This is a genomic window from Stenotrophomonas sp. GW821-FHT09E08 (assembly GCF_059416125.1).
This window is the reverse complement of sequence record NZ_JBWKOO010000001.1, coordinates 452754-473127: the sequence shown is the minus strand read 5'-3', so window position 1 is coordinate 473127 and position 20374 is coordinate 452754. Positions and strand designations below refer to the sequence as shown.

Below are 20374 nucleotides of genomic sequence, written 5' to 3'. Positions count from 1 at the left end.
ATTTCAGTCGTCCTGATCGATGAACGCGTAATCGCCATCAATCAACTGCTGCAGGTACGCATCGAAGCTCGGCGCGATGACTGCATAGCTGTCCGGATCGTGCAGGTAGCGCACCACCTGGCCGACGGTGCCGCCTGGTGCCGGGTCGAAATCCAGGTAGAGCATCGAGGTGCCGCCGTTGTTCATGCAGTGCGAGAAGCACAGGCGACGGTCCATCGGCAGATCGGGGTCGATGCCATCGCCGAGGATCTCCGGCTCGTCGTCCAGCCACTCTTCGTAGATCGAGCGGATGCTGTCGTCCCACTGCCGCTGGTCTTCGAAGACCTGCGCCACCGAACGCAGGTAGTACGGATAGCCACCTTCCTCCACGTCCGAGCCGAGCATCAGCACGCAGACCTCGCCGCCGGGGTACTCGCGGAAGTGCGTGCCATCCACGCGCGACAGCAACGCGACCAGACTGTCCGGAACCTGCGGCCACTGCGCACGCAGGCGCTGCAGGTCTTCGGCGTTGGCGCCCTGCACGTGGCCCCACTGAGGGGCATCGTCGGCAGGCAGGCGTGGAATCAGGCCAGACAGAAAGCGATCAACCAGGTTCATGCGAAAAAGGGGACGGAGGGGATTAAGTCGTATCCAACCACACCTGCGTCACGTCGCCAATGCAGAATGCGACGCGGGAGGGGCAAATACGGCTTAATCCCCTCCGTCCCCTTTTTCTTGCGGAGCAGGCGCATGAATCGTTGGCGATGCGGTGTAGCGGTGATGCTGGGGCTGGCGGCGATGCCGGCGTGGGCGGCAATGAAGACGCAACCGGTGGAGTGGAAACACCAGGGCACGACCTTCAGTGGCGTGCTGGTCTATGACGACGGCGACAACGACAAGCGTCCCGGTCTGGTGATGGTGCCGAACTGGAAGGGCGTGAACGAATCGGCGGTCGAGAAGGCCAAACAGCTGGCTGGCGATGACTACGTGGTGCTGGTGGCCGATGTGTACGGCAAGGGCGTGCGGCCGAAGACCGATGCCGAGGCCGGGCCGGTGGCGACCAAGCTGCGCAATGACCGGTCGCTGCTGCGCGCACGCGCGCTGGAGGCGGTGAACGTGCTCAAGGCCCAGGCCGGCAAGACGCCGCTCGATGCGAACCGGATCGGCGCGGTGGGCTTCTGTTTCGGCGGCACCACGGTGCTGGAGCTGGCCCGTGCCGGTGCGCCGCTGGCCGGTGTGGTCAGCCTGCACGGCGGGCTGGGTTCGCCGCTGCCGGCGCAGGCCGGTGGCACGCACCCATCGGTGCTGGTGCTCAATGGCGCCGATGACAAGAGCGTGAGCGCCGAGGACATCGCCGGTTTCCAGAAGGAAATGAACGCGGCCAAGGTCGACTGGGAATTCACCAACTACAGCGGGGCAGTGCACTGCTTCGCCGAGCGCGATGCCAACAGCCCGCCGGGCTGCCAGTACAACGAACGGGCGGCCAAGCGCGCGTGGAAGGCGCTGGATGAGTTCTTCGAGGAGCGCTTCGAGAAACGCTGAAGAGATATGCCGACCAACGGTCGGCACCTACCGATGTTTCAGTGCCGACCAACGGTCGGCACCTACCGGTCATTGTGGGTGCCGACCGTTGCTCGGCACACCTCCGCTGGTCAATGCGAACGCTGCACCGCGTAGCGGGCCAGGCCGCGCAGGGCGGCCACGGCATCGTTGTCGCCCAGGCCATCGAGCGCGCGCTCGGCGGCTTCGGCATACTCCTCGGCACGCGCACGGCTGTACTCGAGTCCGCCGGTGGCGCGGATCGCGGCCAGCACCTCCGGCATCGCCGAGGCGTCGCCGTCCTGCACGATGGTGCGCAGGCGCTCGCGGGTGGCGTCGTCGGAGTGCGCCATCGCGTGGATCAGCGGCAGCGTCGCCTTGCCCTCGGCGAGGTCGTCGCCCAGGTTCTTGCCCAGCTCCTCGGCATTGGCCGAGTAGTCCAGCACGTCGTCGGCGATCTGGAACGCGTAGCCCAGGTGCATGCCGTAGTCGAACAGGGCCTGCTGGGTGGCTTCGTCCACGCCGCTGGCCAGCGCGCCCAGGCGGGTACCGGCAGCGAACAGGACCGCCGTCTTGCGCTCGATCACGCGCAGGTAGGCCGCTTCGTCGGTATCCGGGTTGTGCACGTGCAGCAGCTGCAGCACTTCACCCTCGGCGAGGCGGTTGGTGGCATCGGCCAGGATCTGCATCACCGACATGCGCTCCAGCTCGACCATCAGCTGGAAGCTGCGCGAGTACAGGAAGTCGCCGACCAGCACGCTGGGTGCGTTGCCCCACAGCGCGTTGGCGGTGCTGCGGCCGCGGCGCAGGCTGGATTCGTCCACCACGTCGTCGTGCAGCAGGGTGGAGGTGTGGATGAACTCGATGATCGCCGCCAGCTGGTGGTGATCCGGGCCGGCCTGGCCGACCGCATGGCCGGCCAGCATCACCAGCATCGGGCGCAGGCGCTTGCCGCCGGCGGAAATGATGTGATCGGCGATCTGGTTGATCAGCACGACGTCCGAGGACAGCCGGCGCCGGATCAGGGCGTCGACGGCGGCCATGTCGGCCGCGGCAAGCGACTGGATCTGGGGCAGGCCCAGGGCGGGACGGGTGTCTTCGGTGATGGTCATGCGATCAGGCTTTCAGGCTCATCGCTGATTATAGGCGTTGCCTGTGAATTCGGGCGCAAACCGGGCTGGCCGACGTCCTTGGCCTGGCCAAGGCTGCCGCCCGCGTGAATACGTATGCAGGTTGCGCCAAGCCCGGGGACCCACCGCTAAGCTTGCGGCATCAGGATTTCGGCCCGCTCCCGGCGGGTCCCGCACGCCCGGAGGGGGGCTGTCGATGTCGCACTATCCATGGTGGCGCGGAGCCGTCATCTACCAGATCTACCCGCGCAGTTTCCTCGACGCCAACGGCGACGGGGTAGGCGACCTGCCCGGCATCATCCAGCGCCTGGACCACATCGCCGCGCTGGGTGTGGACGCGATCTGGATCTCGCCGTTCTTCAAATCGCCGATGGCCGACTTCGGCTATGACATCGCCGATTACCGCGACGTCGACCCGCTGTTCGGCAGCCTGGAGGACTTCGACCGCCTGCTGGCCAAGGCCCACGGGTTGGGCCTGAAGGTGATGATCGACCAGGTGCTGAGCCACACCTCGATCGAGCATGCCTGGTTCCGCGAGAGCCGCCAGGACCGCACCAACCCGAAGGCGGACTGGTACGTCTGGGCCGATCCGCGCGAGGACGGTACCCCACCCAACAACTGGCTGTCGCTGTTCGGCGGCGGCGCCTGGCAGTGGGAGCCGCGCCGCGAGCAGTACTACCTGCACAACTTCCTGGTCGACCAGCCGGACCTGAACTTCCATCACCCGGACGTGCAGCATGCGACCCTGGACAACGTGCGCTTCTGGCTGGACCGTGGCGTGGATGGCTTCCGCCTGGACGCGATCAACTTCTGCTTCCACGATGCGCAGCTGCGCGACAACCCGGCCAAGCCGGCCGAAAAGCGGGTAGGGCGCGGCTTCAGCGCGGACAATCCGTACGCCTACCAGTACCACTACTACAACAACACCCAGCCGGAAAACCTGCCGTTCCTGGAGCAGCTGCGCGCGCTGCTGGACGAGTACCCGGGCGCGGTGAGCCTGGGCGAGATCTCCTCGGAGGACTCGCTGGCGACCACGGCCGAGTACACCCGCGATGGCCGCCTGCACATGGGCTACAGCTTCGAGCTGCTGGTGGACGATTACAGCGCGGCCTACATCCGCGACACGGTCTCGCGGCTGGAAGCGGCAATGACCGAAGGCTGGCCGTGCTGGGCGGTTTCGAATCACGACGTGGAGCGGGCGGTCAGCCGCTGGGGCGGCCACCCGGCCGATCCCCGCCTGGCGCGGATGCTTGTGGCGATGCTGTGCTCGCTGCGCGGTTCGGTCTGTCTGTACCAGGGCGAGGAACTGGGCCTGGCCGAGGCCGAGGTGCCGTTCGAGGCCCTGCAGGACCCGTATGGCATCACCTTCTGGCCGAACTTCAAGGGCCGTGATGGCTGCCGCACCCCGCTGCCGTGGACCGATGCGCCGCTGGCGGGTTTCACCACGGGCCAGCCGTGGCTGCCGATCCCGGCCGAGCACCGGGCGGCGGCGGTGGCCGTGCAGGAGCGGGATCCGCACTCGGTGCTGGCCGCGTTCCGGGCATTCCTGGGCTGGCGGCATAGCCAGCCTGCGCTACTGCATGGCAGCATCCGATTCATCGAAAGCGCCGAGCCAGTGCTGCTGTTCGAGCGTATGCTTGCAGATGAAACCCTCCTGCTGGCGTTCAACCTGTCGGCCGAGGCGGTGAGCCATCCGCTGCCGCCGGGCAACTGGCAGCAGGTGGCGGTACCGGGCCCGGATGCGGGCACGGTGCAGGGCAATGAACTCCAGCTGCCGCCGCGCGCGGTGTATTGCGCCCGACGCAGCTGACCGTTTTCTCCGGTGGCGGTACTTGCGGGGACGGGGCCGAAGCGCCCCGTCCCTTTTTTGTGGGCGGGATTCCGGCGAAACGCATCCACGCATGGCGTGGATCTACTGCCGGCATTCGCGCAAAAGAAAACCCGCTGCCTGCGCAGCGGGTTTCCGATGGGTCGTTGCCGGCCAGCGGCCGGCACTACCCGGTCGTGGTCAGAACTTGTAGTTCACGCCCAGCATGTAGGTGCGGCCCCATTCGATGTATTCCAGCGGGCGGTCCTTGCTGCCGGCGTAGGTGCGGTACGGCTCGTTGGTCAGGTTGCTTCCCTGCAGCAGCAGGGTCAGGCCGCGCAGGGTGCTGCTGTCGCTGAAGGTGTAGCTGACCTGGGCATCGGTCACGTTCTCGCCCACCACGTAGCGCAGGGTTCGGTTGCCGTTGAAGTTGCCGATTTCACCAATGAAGTCCGAACGGCGGCGCTGGCTCACGCGTGCTTCAAAGCCACTGCGCTCGTAGTAGGCAGTGAAGTTGTAGACACGTTTGGACAGGCCGGGAAGGCTGATCGGGTCGCTGCCCACGCTGGAGGCGCTTTCCGGATCCAGGATGGTGATGTCGCTCTTGTTGAAGGTCGCGCTGGCCTGCACGCCGAAGCCGCGCAGGCTGTCGGTCAGCATCTCCAGCGGGAACGACCCGGTCAGCTCCAGCCCCTTCAAGGTGCCGCCCTTGCCGTTCACCGGGGTCGAGAAGGTGCCGGTCGGCAGCACCGGCACCACCATGCCCGGCGGCGGCACATAGTTGCCCAGCAGGCCGGTGAAGTCGTAGTTGTCCACCGACTGGGTGTAGACGTAGCTCTTCAGGTCCTTGTAGAAGATCGCGGCGGCCACGTAGGCCTTCTCGCCGAAGTACTTCTCGTAGGACAGGTCCAGCGCGGTGGCGCGCCACGGATCCAGCAGCGGGTTGCCGCCACTGCCGCCAGGGCGGCCGGTACCGGTATCCACGCCGAACTCCAGGCCCGCGCGCATCTGGTCCACGCGCGGGCGCGCGACCTGCTTGGCTGCAGCAAAACGCAGGGTCTGCTCATGCGGGAACATGAAGGCCAGGTTCAAGCTGGGCAGCCAGTCGTTGTACTTGCGGCCGTCCGAGTAGGGCTGGATGTTGTTGCCGGCCGCCTGCGAGCTGTCCCAATAGCGCGAGTCCGAGCTCTGGTCGGTGTGCTGCATCTGCACGCCGATATTGCCGCGTACGCCCACCACACCGATGTCGGTGTTGATGTTCAGGCGCGCCCAGGCGGTGGTGATCTTTTCCTGCACGGTCCACGACTTGGGAATCAGGTAGTCCAGGTTGTCGACCGGATTGAAGATCATGTAGCGACCGACCGCGCCAGGCACGTTCCAGGCCGGGATGGTGCCCAGGCCGGCGAAGCCGAGGTTGACCGGGCGGTACTGCAGATCCGATGCGATGTTGGCATCGCCCTGCGCGCCGAGCAGGATGTTGCCTTCGGACTGGGTCTTCACCTTGCGGCGGTCGGCATAGTTCACGCCGATATCCAGATCCGGTGCCCACGACGCCATTGCTTCGGGCAGGGCGATGGTCGCGGCCAGCTTGCCGCCCTTCAGGCGGTCTTCCACCTTCGGCACCTTGCCGTAACCAGAACCGTAGATGGTGTTGGTCAGGAACAGCGCGTCCGGGTTGGAGTAGTTCAGGCCCGGGCTGATCTGCGAGAAGCCATCCTGGCGGAACTGCACACCGACCGTATCCAGCTGCGGCATCGGGGTCAGCTGCAGGTTGTTTTCCAGGTTCAGTTCGTCGCGGGTGGCTTTGGAATAGTTCAGGTCGGCGACCAGCTTGACGCTGCCGAAGGTGAACTCGTTGTTCCAGCCGAACGCATCGATCTTGTCCTTGCGCTTGTTGTACATGCCGCGCACCAGCGGGTACACGCCACTGGCGGTGCCACCGGTGAAGGTGCCATTGGCATTGACCTGCGGGTTGCTGACCAGCAGGCCCGGGGTGTAGTTGCCGTTGTAGTTGCTGAGGTTGAGCTCGAACTGGTTGGCGGTGTCGATCTGCTCTGCTTCGGTGTGGAACGCGTCGAAGGTGCTGGTCCAGCTGTTGTTCGGCCGGAACTGGATCGTGGCCATCACACCGTCGCGCTTGTTGTTGCCGGTGCGGCGCAGTGCCTTGATGCCATCGGTGAAGTAGGTGCCAGCGGCAACGCCGGGGCGGTTGCCGTTGGTGGTGTGCTCGGTGGTCCACGGCTCGTACAGGCCCACCTGGTTTTCCTGGATCGGCATGTCGCTGTGCGCGTAGCCGATGGCAATGCCGAGGGTCTTGTCCAGGAACTGGTCGATGTAGCTGGCGCTGAAGCGGTTGCCGTACGGGTCGGTGTCGGCGGCGCGGCCCAATGAACTCTTCTGGTAGCGGCCGCTGACGGCGATGACGCGGTCGGGGAAGCTGAGCGGACGTGCGGTCTGCATGTCGATGGTGCCCGACAGGCCCTGGCCGACCAGCGCTGCATCGGGGGTCTTGTACACGGTCACGCCGTTGACCAGCTCGGATGGGTACTGGTCGAACTCGACACCGCGGTTGTCGCCGGTGCTGACCACTTCGCGACCATTGAGCAGCGTGGTGGCGAAGTCGGGTGACAGGCCACGCACGCTGATCACCTGCGCACGGCCGGCAACGCGCTGGGCGGCCAGGCCTGGCAGGCGCGAGATCGATTCGGCGATGCTGACGTCGGGCAGTTTGCCGATGTCTTCGGCGGAGATCGCTTCGACCACCGAGGTGGCGTCCTGCTTGATCGCGATCGCGTTCTCGATGCCGCGGCGAATGCCGGTGACCTGCACCGTATCCAGGTTGGTGGCGGCGGTGGCGGCCGGCGTGGTGGTGTTCTGCGTGGACTGTGCCGACGCCAGCGTCGGCGCCAGGACAACGGCCAGCGCGATGCTCAGCGCGCTGCGCTTGTGGTTCAACATTTTCCCCTCCCAGGCAATGTTGCAGATCGATTCGTGAACGTCCCGGAGTGACCGTGGACGTGCGACGCGGTGGCCGCTGTCGTCGCCGCTATGGTAGGCAGCGCATTCTTCGCGGGAATCACCCTGCATACGTATTCAATGGCGTTTGCAGGGTTGTAATCGCTTTCAGGTCCTGTTCGCGGTAATGCCGGCCGCTGGCCGGCACTAGCGTTCCATTCAGAGCGGCGTGAACCGGATCGCCTGGCCACCGCCCGGCGCCAGCACCAGGGTCAGTGCATCGGCGCTGGTCACCTCGCGTGTTTCGCGCTTGAACGCGAACGGATTGCTGCGGAAATCAGCGCCGTCGCCATCGCGGTGGATTTCGGCGCGGTAGCGCACGCCCGGTTCCAGGAAGCCCAGCGATACCGGCAGCACGCGGCCGTGCTCGTCGGTGATGCTGCCGAGGAACCACTCACGGCTGTTGCGGTCGCGGCGCACGATCGTCACGTAGTCGCCCACTTCGCCATCGAGCACGCGGCTCTGCTCCCAGTCCACTGCCACGTCCTCGATGAAGCGGAACGCCTCGCGGTGCTGCAGGTAGTGCTCGGGCAGGTCGGCGGCCATCTGGATCGGGCTGTACAGCACCACGTACAGGGCCAATTGACGGGCCAGCGTGCTGGGAATGGCCTGGCCGTGGCGGCCCTTCAGGCTGAGGACGCCGGGGGTGTAATCCATCGGCCCGGCCAGCATACGGGTGAACACCAGGTTGACCTCGTGTTCCGGCGGATTCGGTGGCTGGCCCCAGGCGTTGTACTCCATGCCGCGCGCGCCTTCGCGCGAGATCCAGTTCGGGTAGGTGCGGCGCAGGCCGGTGTCCTTGATCGGCTCGTGCGGGTTCACCGACAGGTGCCGCTGTGCGGCTTCCTGCACCACCTTCAGATGGTGGCGGGCCATGAACTGGCCGTCGTGCCACTCGCGCCACAGCGGGCCGCCGGACGGATTGCGGCGGTCGATCTGGCCGTCATCGCAGACGTAGCCGGTCTTGAACTGGTCAATGCCCAGCCGCGCATACAGGTCCAGCGCGGCGCCCAGCTGGTCCTCGTAGTGCTCGATGGCGCAGCCGGTTTCGTGGTGGCCGATCAGGTGCACGCCCTTCTTCAGGCCGTAGGCGGACAGCGCCTCGATATCGAAATCGGGCGTGGCGCGGGTGAAGTCGAAGTCGTAGCCGTTGCCCACCCACATACCGTCCCAGCCGGGATTCCAGCCTTCCACCAGCACGCCGCGGAAGCCGTGTGCGGCGGCGAAGTCGATCACCTTCTTCGTCTTGGCGGTGGTGGCGGCATGCTTCGGGCCGGTCGCCCAGCTCTCGTTGTCCAGGTGCATCGACCACCACACGCCCAGATACTTGGCCGGCTTCACCCAGCTCACGTCGCCCAGCGCATTGGGCTCATTGAGGTTGAGGATCAGGTCCGACTCGACCAGGCCACCTGCACGGTCGGTGATCTGCAGGGTGCGCCACGGTGTGGCGAAGGGCAGGCCGCGGCGCACCTTCCAGCCTTCGGCCGAGGGCGAAAGCTGGGCGCGCAGGCGCTGGCCCTCGGTGCGGCGCAGCCACATGCCCGCGTAGTCGACCAGTGCCGCCTCATGGATGGCCACGTGCAGGCCGTCGTGGCTGCGCAGGGTCATCGGCGTGTGCACCAGCGGTACCTCGTTCAACGGCGTGCGCTGGTACAGGTATTCATAGTGGATCGGTTCCCCGGCAGGGATCCACCACGCGGTGGAATCCTGTGCGATGGCGAACTCGGTCAGCTCGTCATCGATGGTCGCCTCGCGCAGGTTCGGCTGCTCGGGGAATACGTAGCGGAAGCCGAGGCCATCGTCGTACACGCGGAACACCACATCCAGCCGGCGCTTGCTGCCGGTGGTCTCGGCCAGCTGCACGGTCAGCTCGTTGAAGTGGTTGCGGGTGGCCCGGCGTTCGCCCCAAGGCTGCTCCCAGGTGTCATCGAGGCTGCGCCGCTGCTGGCCGAGCAGTGCGAAATCACGGTCCAGCCGGCCGTCGCGCAGGGCGAAGCCAAGCTTCGAATCCTCCACCACGACCTCACCGAAGCGCTCGACGCGATAGCGCGCGGTGCCACCGTCCAGCACCAGACTGACCTTGAGCACCTTTCCCGGTGATTCGACGCTGGCCACCTGCGGCGCGGCATGTGCCAGCGCGGCCAGGCCCAGCAGGGCCAGTCCGAGCACATGCGCGAACACCGCGCGTACAGCAGTGGGTGACATCGGCATTTCCCCTCCCAAGGCGCCGTTGGCAGACCGGGACCATAAGCCAGCACGGCAGGCCCGCTACCGCGCAACGCCATGAATACGTATGCAGCTGGACGCAGCCGACAGCCCCGCGTCTACCATGGGGCCAAGGCACCTTGAGGGAGGGGCCGCGCCCGCACGCCGGCAACGGCAGTGCGGACCCACAACGGTGCAGAGAGGGAGGGAGGCCGACGGGCGCAAGCCGGTCCGCCGCTTCGATGCTGAAGATCATTTGCCTGACCGCTGCCCTGGGGGCAGCGCTGGGATCGACCGCGCAGGCGGCCGACCTGCAATTCGACGGCCGCCATGCGCGCGCCGAAGCCGCTGCCAACGGCAGCTTCGTGCTGCACGCGCCCAAGGGTGAGGTGCGCATTGCGCCCATGCTGATGCGCAGCCAGACCGGCAGCGTGATGTTCGATGCGTTGTTCGCGCTGGCCCAGCAGGAGATGGACCAGGACCGCGTGGATGCGATCCGCGATCCTGCATTCGATGAGGGCAGGCCGGTGCCGTGCGAGTGCTTCCAGACTGGTGCGCGCTGGCCCTATGTGTGGACCCGTGATGTCAGCTTCGCCGCCGATCTGGCGCTGGCGCGGCTGGACCCGCAGCGCACGCGGCAGTCGCTGCAGTTCAAGCTGTCGGCGGCGCGCGATGGGCACACGCCCGGCCTGTTCGTCGCGCAGGACACCGGTTCCGGCGGCAGCTGGCCGATCAGCAGCGACCGCGTGGTGTGGTTCCTGGCGGCGCGCCACCTGCTGGATGATCGCGCGTTTGCCGACCAGGTCTGGCAAGCGCTGCAGGGTACGCTGGCGCAGGACCGCGCGATGGTGTTCGACGCGCAGATGGGCCTGTATCGCGGCGAGACCTCGTTCCTTGACTGGCGTGAGCAGACCTATCCGGACTGGACCCGCGAGGACGTGCGCTTCATCGGCGACTCCTATGCGCTGTCCACCAACGTGCTGCACTACCAGGCGCTGCGCCTGGCCGAACGCCTGGCCGGCCAGCATGGCGATGGCCGAGCGGCAGACTACAAGGCGTGGGCCGATGCGTTGGCGCAGCAGATCGATGCGCGCTTCTGGCGCGAGGACATGGGCCAGTACATGAGCTACATCGGTGAAGCCGCGCACCCGGTGCCCTATGCCAAGGTTGATCTGCTCGGCCTGTCGCTGGGCATCCTCGCCGAGGTGTTGCCGGGCGAGCGTGCGCGCCGTGCGCTGGCGGCCTACCCGGTGGGGCCGGCCGGCAGCCCGGTGGTCTGGCCGCAGGAGGCGCAGCAGCCGATCTACCACAATCGCGCGATCTGGCCGTTCGTCAGCGCGTACTCTCTGCGTGCGGCGCGGCAACTGGATGATGCACCACGCATCGCCGCCGAGATCCGCTCGTTGATGCAGGGCGCAGCGCTCGCCGGTTCCAACATGGAGAACTACGAGCTGGTCAGCCAGGCCGTGCATGTCGAGGAAGGGGGGCTGAGCGGCCCGGTGGTCAACTCCGAACGCCAGCTGTGGTCGGTGGCCGGCTATCTGTCGATGGTGCTCGAAGGTGTGTTTGGCGTGCAGGACGATGGCCACGTGCGGCCCAAGCTGCCGGCCGTGCTGGTGCCGGAGCTGTTCGGCACGCAGCGTCGCATCAGCCTGGACGCCGGTGGCAAGCACTACGTGCTGGAGCGCCCGCAGCAGCTGGGTGATGGCCTGCTGGTGGCGGGCAGGACGCTGACCCAAGGCAACACGACCACGGTGCAGCTGATGGCTGCCCCGTCCGCGACCGGCTTCGGTGGCACAACCGCCGACGCCAATGCGCGTGCGCCGGCCACGCCGACCGCACCGCAGGCCATACGCAATGGCGCTGGCTGGAGCGTGCCGGTCACGACTGGGCAGGTTCTGTGGAAGGACGGCAGGGCCGTCGCCGCCAGCAATGGCCAGGTGCACATCAGCGACGATGGCCTGCAGCACTGCTTCAGCCTGACCCGGCGCGAGGGTGCATTGGAATCACTGCACAGCCCGATGCTCTGCGTCGGTCCGCAGCAGGTGCTGAAGGGCGAGGGACGCTGGCAGTTCACCGCGGCCCAGGCCGGGCAGGTGCGCCTGCGCCTGCAGTACCGCAACGCGAACGGGCCGATCAACACCGGCGTGACCGCAGCGGTGAAGCAGTTGGTGCTGCAGTGCCCGGGCCAGCCGCTGCAGCGGCATACGGTCACCCTGCCGCACAGCGTAGCGGTGCAGGATTCGACCTCGGCAACGTTCGCGGTGCCCAAGGGGCGGTGCACGGTCACGCTTGAAGAGGGCTTCAACATGAGCGCGCTGCAGCACTTCGCGCACTACACCGGCGGCAAGGGCGGGCGTGATGGTGTGCTCAACCAGGCCCAGGTGCAGGCGCTGAAGGTGGCGCCGGTGGCGATGGAAGAGGGCGCACGATGAGTCGTCCCGCCAAACCGCAGCTGTCGTTCTGGCAGATCTGGAACATGTGTTTCGGTTTCCTCGGCATCCAGTTCGGCTTCGCCCTGCAGAACGCCAATGCCAGCCGCATCTTCGAGACCCTGGGCGCGGACATGGACGCGGTGCCGGGGCTGTGGATCGCTGCGCCGTTGACCGGCCTGCTGGTGCAGCCGGTGATCGGCTACCTGTCCGACCGCACCTGGACGCGCTGGGGCCGCCGCCGTCCGTTCTTCATGATCGGCGCGGTGCTGACCACACTGGCCCTGCTGGTGATGCCGAACTCGCCAACGCTGTGGATTGCCGCTGGCACGCTGTGGGTGCTGGACGCCTCGATCAATGTGTCGATGGAACCGTTCCGCGCCTTCGTCGGTGACCAGCTGGCACCGCGCCAGCGACCGGTCGGCTACGCGATGCAGAGCTTTTTCATCGGTATCGGTGCCATCGTTGCCAGCTTCCTGCCGTTCATCCTCGCCCATTTTGGTGTGGCCAATACCGCAGCTGCCGGAGAAGTGCCCGATACCGTGCGCTATGCGTTCTACTTCGGTGCAGTGGTGCTGCTGGCGGCGATCACCTGGACGGTGGTCAGCACCCGCGAGTACTCACCGACGGAGCTGGCTGGCTTTGATGATGCCGAGCCGCCGGCGCACCACGCGGGGACTGCCATCAGTGGCCCGGCGCCGTGGACGCAGATGGCGCTGTGGCTGGGGCTCGGCGTGGTGCTGGCGCTGCTGATCGCCTGGCGGCAGGGCGACAAGATGCTATACGTGCTGGCGGGCCTGTGCGCGGGCTACGGCGCACTGCTGGCGGCGGCGCGGGTACTGCCGGGCACGCACATGCTGGCAGCCATCGTCGGTGACCTGCGCGCGATGCCGGTCACCATGCGCCGTCTGGCCTGGGTGCAGTTCTTCTCGTGGTTCGCCCTGTTCGCGATGTGGATCTTCACCACGCGCGCGGTGGCTGGCATGCATTTCGGTTCCACCGACGTCGAATCGGCGGCCTACAACGAAGGCGCCAACTGGGTGGGCGTGCTGTTTGGTGCCTACAACGGCTTCGCTGCACTGGCTGCGCTGCTGATCCCGCCGATGGTGCGGGCGATCGGCCTGCGGTGGAGCCACCTGGTCAACCTGTGGCTGGGCGGGGCAGGGCTGATCTCGATGATGTTCATCGACGATCCGCAGTGGCTGCTGCTGTCGATGGTCGGCGTCGGCTTTGCCTGGGCCTCGATCCTGTCGCTGCCCTATGCGCTGCTGTCGGACAGCGTGCCGGCGGCGAAGATGGGTGTGTACATGGGCATCTTCAATTTCTTCATCGTGATCCCGCAGCTGGTCGCGGCCAGCGCGCTCGGTTTCGCCCTGCGCGCATGGTTGGGTGGCCAGCCGATGCATGTACTGGTGCTGGGTGGCTGCAGTCTGTTGATTGCCGGTCTGTGCGTGTTGCGGGTTCCATCCCGTCCGGAGGTGGTGTGATGCGTGGTGCTCTGTCTGTTGCTGTATCCCTTGTGCTGTTCGCTGGCCACGCTGCGGCTGCGCCACGTCCGTCCTATGTCGGTACCACCGAACCGTTCGCCAGCGACGCGGTGTACTTCGTGGTTACCGACCGCTTCGTCAACGGCGACCCGTCCAACGACCATCGCGACCAGGGCGGCACGCATCGCACCTTCGATATCCCGGTGCCGTGTCCGGACAAGGTGGACGGCAACATCGGCTATCTCGGCGGCGACTTCCGCGGCGTGCTCGACAATGCGCAGTACATCCGCAACCTTGGCTTCGGTGCGGTGTGGATCACCCCCATCGTCGACAACCCGGACGAGGCGTTCACCGGCAGCAAGCCGATCAGCTGCACCAGCACGCTGACCGATCGCGGAAAAACCGGCTACCACGGCTACTGGGGCATCAACTTCTACAAACTTGATGAGCACCTGTCCAGCAAGGACCTGGACTTCGCCGGGCTGACCAAAGGCCTGCACGGTGCTGGCCTGAAGGTTGTGCTGGACATCGTCGGCAACCACGGTTCGCCGGCCTGGACCATGCCGATGCGGCAGCCGCAGTTCGGCCAGATCTTCGACAAGGACGGAACGCTGATCGCCGACCACCAGAACCTGCCACCGCAGAAGCTGGATCCGAAGCACAACCCGCTGCACGCGTTCTACAACAACATCGGTCCGGTCGACGGCAAGAACGGCTCGATCTTCGACGGCAACCTCGCCGAGCTGTCCGATTTCAACCAGGACAATCCGGCGGTGATGGACTACCTGGTGGGTGCCTACCTGCAGTGGACCGCGCAGGGCGTGGATGCATTGCGCATCGACACCATCGGCTGGTTGCCGCACCCGTGGTGGCATGCCTTCGTCAAACGCATCCGCGCCGAGCACCCGGGCATGTTCATGTTCGGCGAAGCGTTCGATTACGATGCCGCGCGCATTGCCGAGCACACCTGGCCGGCCAACGCCAACGTCAGCGTGCTCGATTTCCCGTTGCGCGGTGCGCTGGAACAGGCTTTCGGCACGGCCGGCAAGGGCTTTGAAACCCTGGCCGAGCCGCTGCACCTGAGCGGTGGCCCGTACGCCAATCCGTACGAGCTGATGAGCTTCTACGACAACCACGACATGCCGCGCCTGCAGGCCAGCGACAGTGGCTTCATCGATGCGCACAACTGGCTGTTCACCGCGCGTGGCATTCCGGTGGTCTATTACGGCTCGGAAACCGGCTTCATGCGGGGTCGCGCCGAGCATGCCGGCAATCGTGCCTACTTCGGCCAGCCGCGTGTGGACGCTGCGCCGCAGAGCCCGATCTTCGCGCCGCTGCAGCGCATCGCCAGGCTGCGCGCAGCCACCCCGGCGCTGCAGCGCGGCCTGCAGGTGAACGAGCGCCTGCAGGGTGACGAGGCGGCGTTCTTCCGCGTGCTGCAGCACGGCGACGTGGCGCAGACCGCGCTGGTGCTGCTGAACAAAGGTGACCAGGCGAGGACCTTCACCGTGGCGCGTTTCGTCCAGAACGGCCACTGGCGCGACGCGCTGGAGGGCGGTTCATTGCGGGTGGACGGCTCGCTGAAGGCGGAAGTGCCGGCGCACGGGGTGAAGGTCTACGTGCTGGATGCCGCCGTGCAGCAGCCGGCGCTGCAGGCCGAGCTGGACAAGGCGATGGCCGACCAGCAGGCTCGGGACCTGCGGCTGGGGCGGTAGTGCCGGCCGCTGGCCGGCAACCCCGGATTCCTGGCACCTGCCTACCGCTCTGGTGGGTGCCAACCTTGGTTGGCACGCTTTTCGAGCAGTAGAGCAAGCTCGACTCTACAATAGGCGCCCCTCACGCCCCGCCGTATCGCCATGACCGACCTCGCCCCGCAGACCCCGATTGAAACCCTGCTGAAGGCGGCGATGGACGGGGCGGTGCCGATCCGCGCCTTCATGGCGGCCTTCGTCGCCTCCGAGGTGGTGCTGCTGACCGGCAGCCTGATCACCCCTGACGGCAGTGGCTTCGACCCGCTGCTGTTCGACAAGCAGGGCACCCTGCATGTGGCCGTGTTCACTGATCCGTCGCGGGTGGGCATCTACAGCCAGCAGGCCGAACACCAGATCCGCTGGCTGACGCTGGACGTGCTGCGCCGGGTGCCCAGCGGCTACGGTGTCGTGATCAACCCGGGTACGCCTCTGGGCTTCGAGATCTCGCCCAGTGGCGTTGGCGAGATCCTGAAGGACTTCGCCCAGGGCTGAGCCGTCGCCGTGCTGTTTGCAGAGTCGAGCATGGCTCGACGCTGCAGAAGGCTTCCCTTCGAGCGCCGTCCGTGATCCCCTTGGATGACATTGGGATAGAGGCATTGCCATGGAATTCAGAGTATTAACCGCCGACGCACCGGAACGGCAGCAGTTGGCCCGGTGGTACCACGCGGAATGGGGCCAGGACGCCGGTCTGTCGCTTGAACAGGAACTGGAGCGGCTGAATCCGCCGCAGGATGCCGAAGGCTTTCCGCACCTGACCGCCGCCTTCGATGACAGTCAGGTGGTCGGCGCGGTGCAGCTCAAGCGCAGGGAGATGCCGGCTTTCCCGCAATACGAGCATTGGCTGGGCAGCGTGTTCGTGGCCGATAGTCATCGCGGGCGTGGGCTGGCTGGCGCGCTGGTGGAACAGGCCGCGGCGCAGGCGGTGCGGATGGGCGTTTCCGATCTGTATCTGCAGACCGAAGCGCTGGATGGCGGCCTGTACGCTCGGTTGGGCTGGAAGCCCCTGCAGGAAGCTGACAGCCATGGCCATCGCGTGCTGGTGATGGTGCGCAGGGTGGCTGCATGAATGCCCCCGCACCTCGCCATTCCCGGTCGGCCCTGATCTTCCTGATCACAGCCATCGTCGTCGCGCTGGTGTCCATGCCCGTGCTGCGCGCGGTAGGCATGGTGCAGTGGCCGGTGTTCGTCATCGCCTGGCTGATCAACCTGGGCGCGGCGTGGCATCTGGCGCAGTGGGCGCGCCAGCAGGGCCGTTCGGCCTGGGCCTTCGGGGTACCGGCGGTGCTCGGCACCGTCGCTTCGATCGTGGTCTATGTGCTGCTTGCGTTGCTGGGGCCGAAGGCCACGGTGCGCTGAAAGCGCTGTGCCGAGCATGGCTCGGCACTACATGCGCCATGCGGAGCGCCGACGCAACCACCGGCGCTCCATTACTTCACAGCGTCACCTTGCGCCGGTTGTCATCGCTCACCCGGTCGATCAGCTTGTTGTACGGATCGAAGCCCGCTTCATCCGGCTTTTCATCCACGGTCACCGTGATCTTCGGCGCGGCGCTGGTGATGTGGTGGCGCTGCAGATACAGCACCTTCTGGTCGCGTTCCTTGCCCGAAGGCCCGTTGGCAAACACGCCGATCTCGACCCAGTCATCCATCTTCCCGTCGCTCTCCTTGCCCTTGCCATCGGCGTACTGCTTTGCGGCGTGCAGGTCCAGGGTCACGTCGTAGCGGCCGTCATCGCGCTTGCGCGCGCCGGCGGCCAGCACCCGGTTGTCATAGAAGCTGATCTTCTCGAACAGGTCGGTGACCAGCTGCTGGCGATCAGCCGGGGTCTCGGCACGGATGTAGCCCAGCAGTTCGCGTGAGGTGGTGTACGGGGGTTGCTGGTAGCCCTTGTCCTGCAGGAAGCGCTTCAGGGCGCGGTTCAGGGCCTGCTCGCCGATCTCCTCGCGCAGCCGGTAGAACACCAGCGAACCCTTCTGGTAGTGGATGTACTGCTGGTTTTCCACGCGCTCCAGCGGCTGCTCCTCAATGGCCTCGCCACCGCGGCCAGACAGGTAGCCGTCCAGCTCGCGCTTGAGGAACTGGCGCATGTGCTGGCGGCCGTACTCCTGCTCCATCACCATCAGCGCCGAATACTGCGACAGCGACTCGGACAGGACCGTGGCGCCCTGCACATTGGCACCGATCACCTGGTGCGCCCACCACTGGTGTGCGATCTCGTGCGCAGTCACGTAGAACACATAGTCCACCTTGTCCGGGTCACGCAGGTCGGCGATGAAGCCGATGGCCTCGGAGTAGGGGATGGTATTGGCGAACGACTGCGCGAAGCGGGCATAGCCCGGGAACTCGATGATGCGCACCTGCCGGTGCTGGTAGGGCGTGAAGTTCGCTTCGTAGTAGGCCAGCGATTTCTGTACCGCTTCGATCATCCGGTCCACGTTGTAGCCGTGCGCCGGGTCGAAGTAGACCTCGATCGGGATGTCCTTGTACTTCGCCTTGCGTACCTCCCAGCGTGCCGACAGGTAGGCGTAGAAGTTCAGCATCGGGCGGTTCATCGCGTAGCTGAAGCAACGCCGGCCGTTCACCGTGGTCTCGTGCTGCAGGTAGCCCGGGGCAAGCGCCACCTGGTCCGGCGCCGTGCAGACCGTGGTACGGAAGTCGAGCCAGTCGGCATCGTTGGAGATGTAGGTGTTGGCACGCGCGGCTTCGTCTTCCAGCTTGGGCATGCGCCGCGGCTCACCCAGGTCGCGCTTGCGCCGCTCGTTGCGGTCGCTGATCTCGGCGCCTTCGTTGTAGCCGAACGACGGCAGTACGCGGCTGTTGAAGAACGTGCCGTTGTCGACGATGTTGCTCGGCGCCTGGCCGGCGGTGATGCCGTTGGGTTTCTGCACAACCCGGAAGTGGACGTTGCGGCTTTCACCCGGTTGCAGTGGCGCGGCCAGGCGGTAGATGCGGTAGCCGAGGTCAGCGTCGTGCATCGCCAGGGTCTGCCCACCCAGGTCGACCGCGACCAGCTGCTTGTCATCGCCCATCGAGACGTGCACGTCTTGGATCGGCGTGGCGTGGGTATTGCGCACCGTCCAGTTCGCATCGATCACCATCGACTGCGATTCCGGGAACAGGTCCACGCGGTTGTCCACCGCCACGATGCGGGGCTGCGGCAGAGTGCGGTACTTCGACAACTCACGCTCGTAGCGGGCCTGCAGGTCCAGCTGCTGGTCGGGCGAGAGGAACTCGTTGCGGATGTTGGTGCTCCAGTACAGCCAGCCGCCCACACCGATGAAGGCCAGTGCCGCCAGCGCTGCAAAGGCGCCGGTCGGACCGCGCAGGCGACGACCGGCGAGGGCCAGGCGCTGGCGCAAGCCCTGGCTGACACCGCGTACCCAGAACGCCGAGGCCAGGCACATCAGGGTCAGCAGGAACAGCGCCCAGTAACCCTGGAAGGCCAGTTGCCCCGGCAGGAAGTGACCGTAGCCGTTCATGTCCGAATAGGGCGCGATGGGCCAGCTGCCGAAGTTGTACAGGTTCTGCGTGTAGTCCAGCAGGCCCAGCACACCCTGGCCGATCATCACCACGATCAGCAGCGCGTAGCCGACGAACTTGTTGTTTGTCAGCACCTGCAGCACCAGCGCCAGGCCGCCCATCAGGATGTAGACCACCGAATCCAGTGCCAGGCTGCGCAGGTACAGCAGCGGCTCCAGGTGGGTGTAGCCCTTGGCCAGCTGCACGCTCATCGCGGCCAGCGCGCCGGCTGCCTGGAAGCAGACGATCACTGCCAGCAGGGCAGTGAACTTGGCCAGCAGCGGCACCCAGTTCGGCACCGGCATGGCATCGGTTACTTCGTTGATGCGCGCACTGCGTTCCTTCCAGACCAGCTCACCGGCGAAGAACAGCACGATGATCACCAGCAGCCAGCTGAAGGCACCCTGCAGGCCCATGATCATCTGCGAGGTGACCGGCCAGATCGAGGTGCCGTACAGCGTCTGCCGGAACAGCGCGCTGGGCAGGAAGTTGGCCAGGCCCAGTACCAGCAGCACGATGAACGGCACGCTGCGCAACACGCCACGTGTATCGAAGCGGACCTGGCGCAGGAACTGCTGCCACGCCGTGGTGGCGGTGAACGCCGGTACCACGCGCGGCAGTGTTGCACGGGTCGGGCGGACCGCACTGGCATCGGCAACCGGCTGCGCCTGCCTGCGGCCCCATCGACGACGGCCACTGCCGCTGCGTTCGGTGCGGAACAGTGCGAAGGTAGCGGCGAACAGCGCGGCGGCCACACCCAGCCACAGAGCGCGGTTGGCCAGCAGGTAGCCGGCCAGCTCGGGAATTCCGCTGTTGCGTTCGGCGGTGGACCAGTAGCGGATCGTGCGGCTGAGCGCACGCATGCCCAGCGGCTCGCTCAGCACTGCGATCCACGTGTTGTCGATGTCGCGCAGCAGGGCCGCGCTGGCGCCGTACAGCACCAGGTAGGCCACCAGCCCGATGTACACCCACAGGATCGAACGGGTCAGCGCTGCCAGCAGCGACAGCAGTGCGGTGGTGAACAACAGGTTCGGGATGACGATGACCGCGAAGGTCCAGGCATAGCCCTGCCAGCTGATCGGGCCCATGCGTTCGGGATCGATCCACGGCATGAACGGCGCCAGCCACAGGCCAAACGCAATCACGATGTAGACCAGCAAGCCGGCGGCCAGGGCGGCAGCGATGCGCCCAGCCAGGTAGTCGCGGCGCTTCACCGGGCTGGCGAAGATCAGCTCGGCTGTGCCGAGCTCGAAGTCACGCAGCAGCGCGTTGCTGACGAACAGGGCGGTGACCAGCATGCCGAGCAGGGTGAAGATGCCCAGCATCTGCGCGATCACGGTGGGCGCGTTGCTGTGTACGTTGCCGCTGCCGCCCCCGATCTGCACGGCGTCGCTGGAGGCAGCGGCGAAGGCGAGCAGGGCGAACAGGCCGGCCAGCAGCCACAGCAGGGGAGAACGCAGCTGCTCGCGCAGCTCGAAGCGGAAAAAGTTGAGGATCATGGCGTGCTCCGC

Annotated in this window: 13 protein-coding genes; 8 read left to right on the top strand and 5 right to left on the bottom strand. The window is 66.3% G+C overall.

Annotated elements, in window-relative coordinates:
- Nucleotides 1-3 precede the first annotated feature (3 nt).
- Nucleotides 4-597: an SMI1/KNR4 family protein gene (locus AC07M7_RS02135; RefSeq protein ID WP_046985688.1), complete on the bottom strand. Its 594-nt coding sequence runs from the start codon at nt 595-597 to the stop codon at nt 4-6.
- Nucleotides 598-729: 132 nt separating this feature from the next.
- Here AC07M7_RS02135 and AC07M7_RS02130 point away from each other — a divergent pair, with 132 nt between their 5' ends.
- Nucleotides 730-1521, top strand: coding sequence for a dienelactone hydrolase family protein (locus tag AC07M7_RS02130; RefSeq protein ID WP_136638383.1), 792 nt, complete (start codon nt 730-732; stop codon nt 1519-1521).
- 110 nt (nt 1522-1631) lie between these two features.
- Here AC07M7_RS02130 and AC07M7_RS02125 read toward each other — a convergent pair whose 3' ends face one another.
- Nucleotides 1632-2630, bottom strand: a complete 999-nt coding sequence (locus tag AC07M7_RS02125; RefSeq protein WP_495206642.1) for a polyprenyl synthetase family protein — start codon at nt 2628-2630, stop codon at nt 1632-1634.
- A gap of 214 nt (nt 2631-2844) precedes the next feature.
- Here AC07M7_RS02125 and AC07M7_RS02120 point away from each other — a divergent pair, with 214 nt between their 5' ends.
- Nucleotides 2845-4458 carry an alpha-glucosidase family protein gene (locus AC07M7_RS02120; protein ID WP_495206641.1) on the top strand — a complete coding sequence of 538 codons (1614 nt, stop codon included), beginning with the start codon at nt 2845-2847 and terminating at the stop codon, nt 4456-4458.
- 198 nt (nt 4459-4656) lie between these two features.
- Here AC07M7_RS02120 and AC07M7_RS02115 read toward each other — a convergent pair whose 3' ends face one another.
- Entirely contained in the window at nt 4657-7413 is a 2757-nt protein-coding gene (locus AC07M7_RS02115; RefSeq protein WP_495206640.1) for a TonB-dependent receptor, read from the bottom strand.
- A gap of 216 nt (nt 7414-7629) precedes the next feature.
- Nucleotides 7630-9681 (bottom strand): glycoside hydrolase family 97 protein, encoded by a 2052-nt coding sequence (locus AC07M7_RS02110; RefSeq protein ID WP_495206639.1) that lies wholly within the window; start codon nt 9679-9681, stop codon nt 7630-7632.
- A 236-nt stretch (nt 9682-9917) separates the two neighbouring features.
- Here AC07M7_RS02110 and AC07M7_RS02105 point away from each other — a divergent pair, with 236 nt between their 5' ends.
- From AC07M7_RS02105 to AC07M7_RS02080, 6 genes are all read left to right on the top strand, one after another.
- Entirely contained in the window at nt 9918-12110 is a 2193-nt protein-coding gene (locus AC07M7_RS02105) for a glucosidase family protein (protein WP_495206638.1), read from the top strand.
- Nucleotides 12107-13594, top strand: a complete 1488-nt coding sequence (locus AC07M7_RS02100) for an MFS transporter (RefSeq protein ID WP_495206637.1) — start codon at nt 12107-12109, stop codon at nt 13592-13594. Before AC07M7_RS02105 ends, AC07M7_RS02100 begins: the two co-directional genes overlap by 4 nt.
- Entirely contained in the window at nt 13594-15309 is a 1716-nt protein-coding gene (locus AC07M7_RS02095) for an alpha-amylase family glycosyl hydrolase (protein WP_482997561.1), read from the top strand. Before AC07M7_RS02100 ends, AC07M7_RS02095 begins: the two co-directional genes overlap by 1 nt.
- Before the next feature lie 141 nt (nt 15310-15450).
- Nucleotides 15451-15837 (top strand): SseB family protein, encoded by a 387-nt coding sequence (locus AC07M7_RS02090; RefSeq protein WP_046985696.1) that lies wholly within the window; start codon nt 15451-15453, stop codon nt 15835-15837.
- A gap of 109 nt (nt 15838-15946) precedes the next feature.
- The gene (locus AC07M7_RS02085) at nt 15947-16411 is read left to right on the top strand and encodes a GNAT family N-acetyltransferase (protein WP_495206636.1); all 465 of its coding nucleotides are present in this window, start codon (nt 15947-15949) and stop codon (nt 16409-16411) included.
- Nucleotides 16408-16701, top strand: coding sequence for a hypothetical protein (locus AC07M7_RS02080; protein ID WP_253078465.1), 294 nt, complete (start codon nt 16408-16410; stop codon nt 16699-16701). Before AC07M7_RS02085 ends, AC07M7_RS02080 begins: the two co-directional genes overlap by 4 nt.
- Before the next feature lie 76 nt (nt 16702-16777).
- Here AC07M7_RS02080 and AC07M7_RS02075 read toward each other — a convergent pair whose 3' ends face one another.
- Nucleotides 16778-20362: an ABC transporter permease/M1 family aminopeptidase gene (locus tag AC07M7_RS02075; RefSeq protein WP_495206635.1), complete on the bottom strand. Its 3585-nt coding sequence runs from the start codon at nt 20360-20362 to the stop codon at nt 16778-16780.
- Nucleotides 20363-20374: the final 12 nt, after the last annotated feature.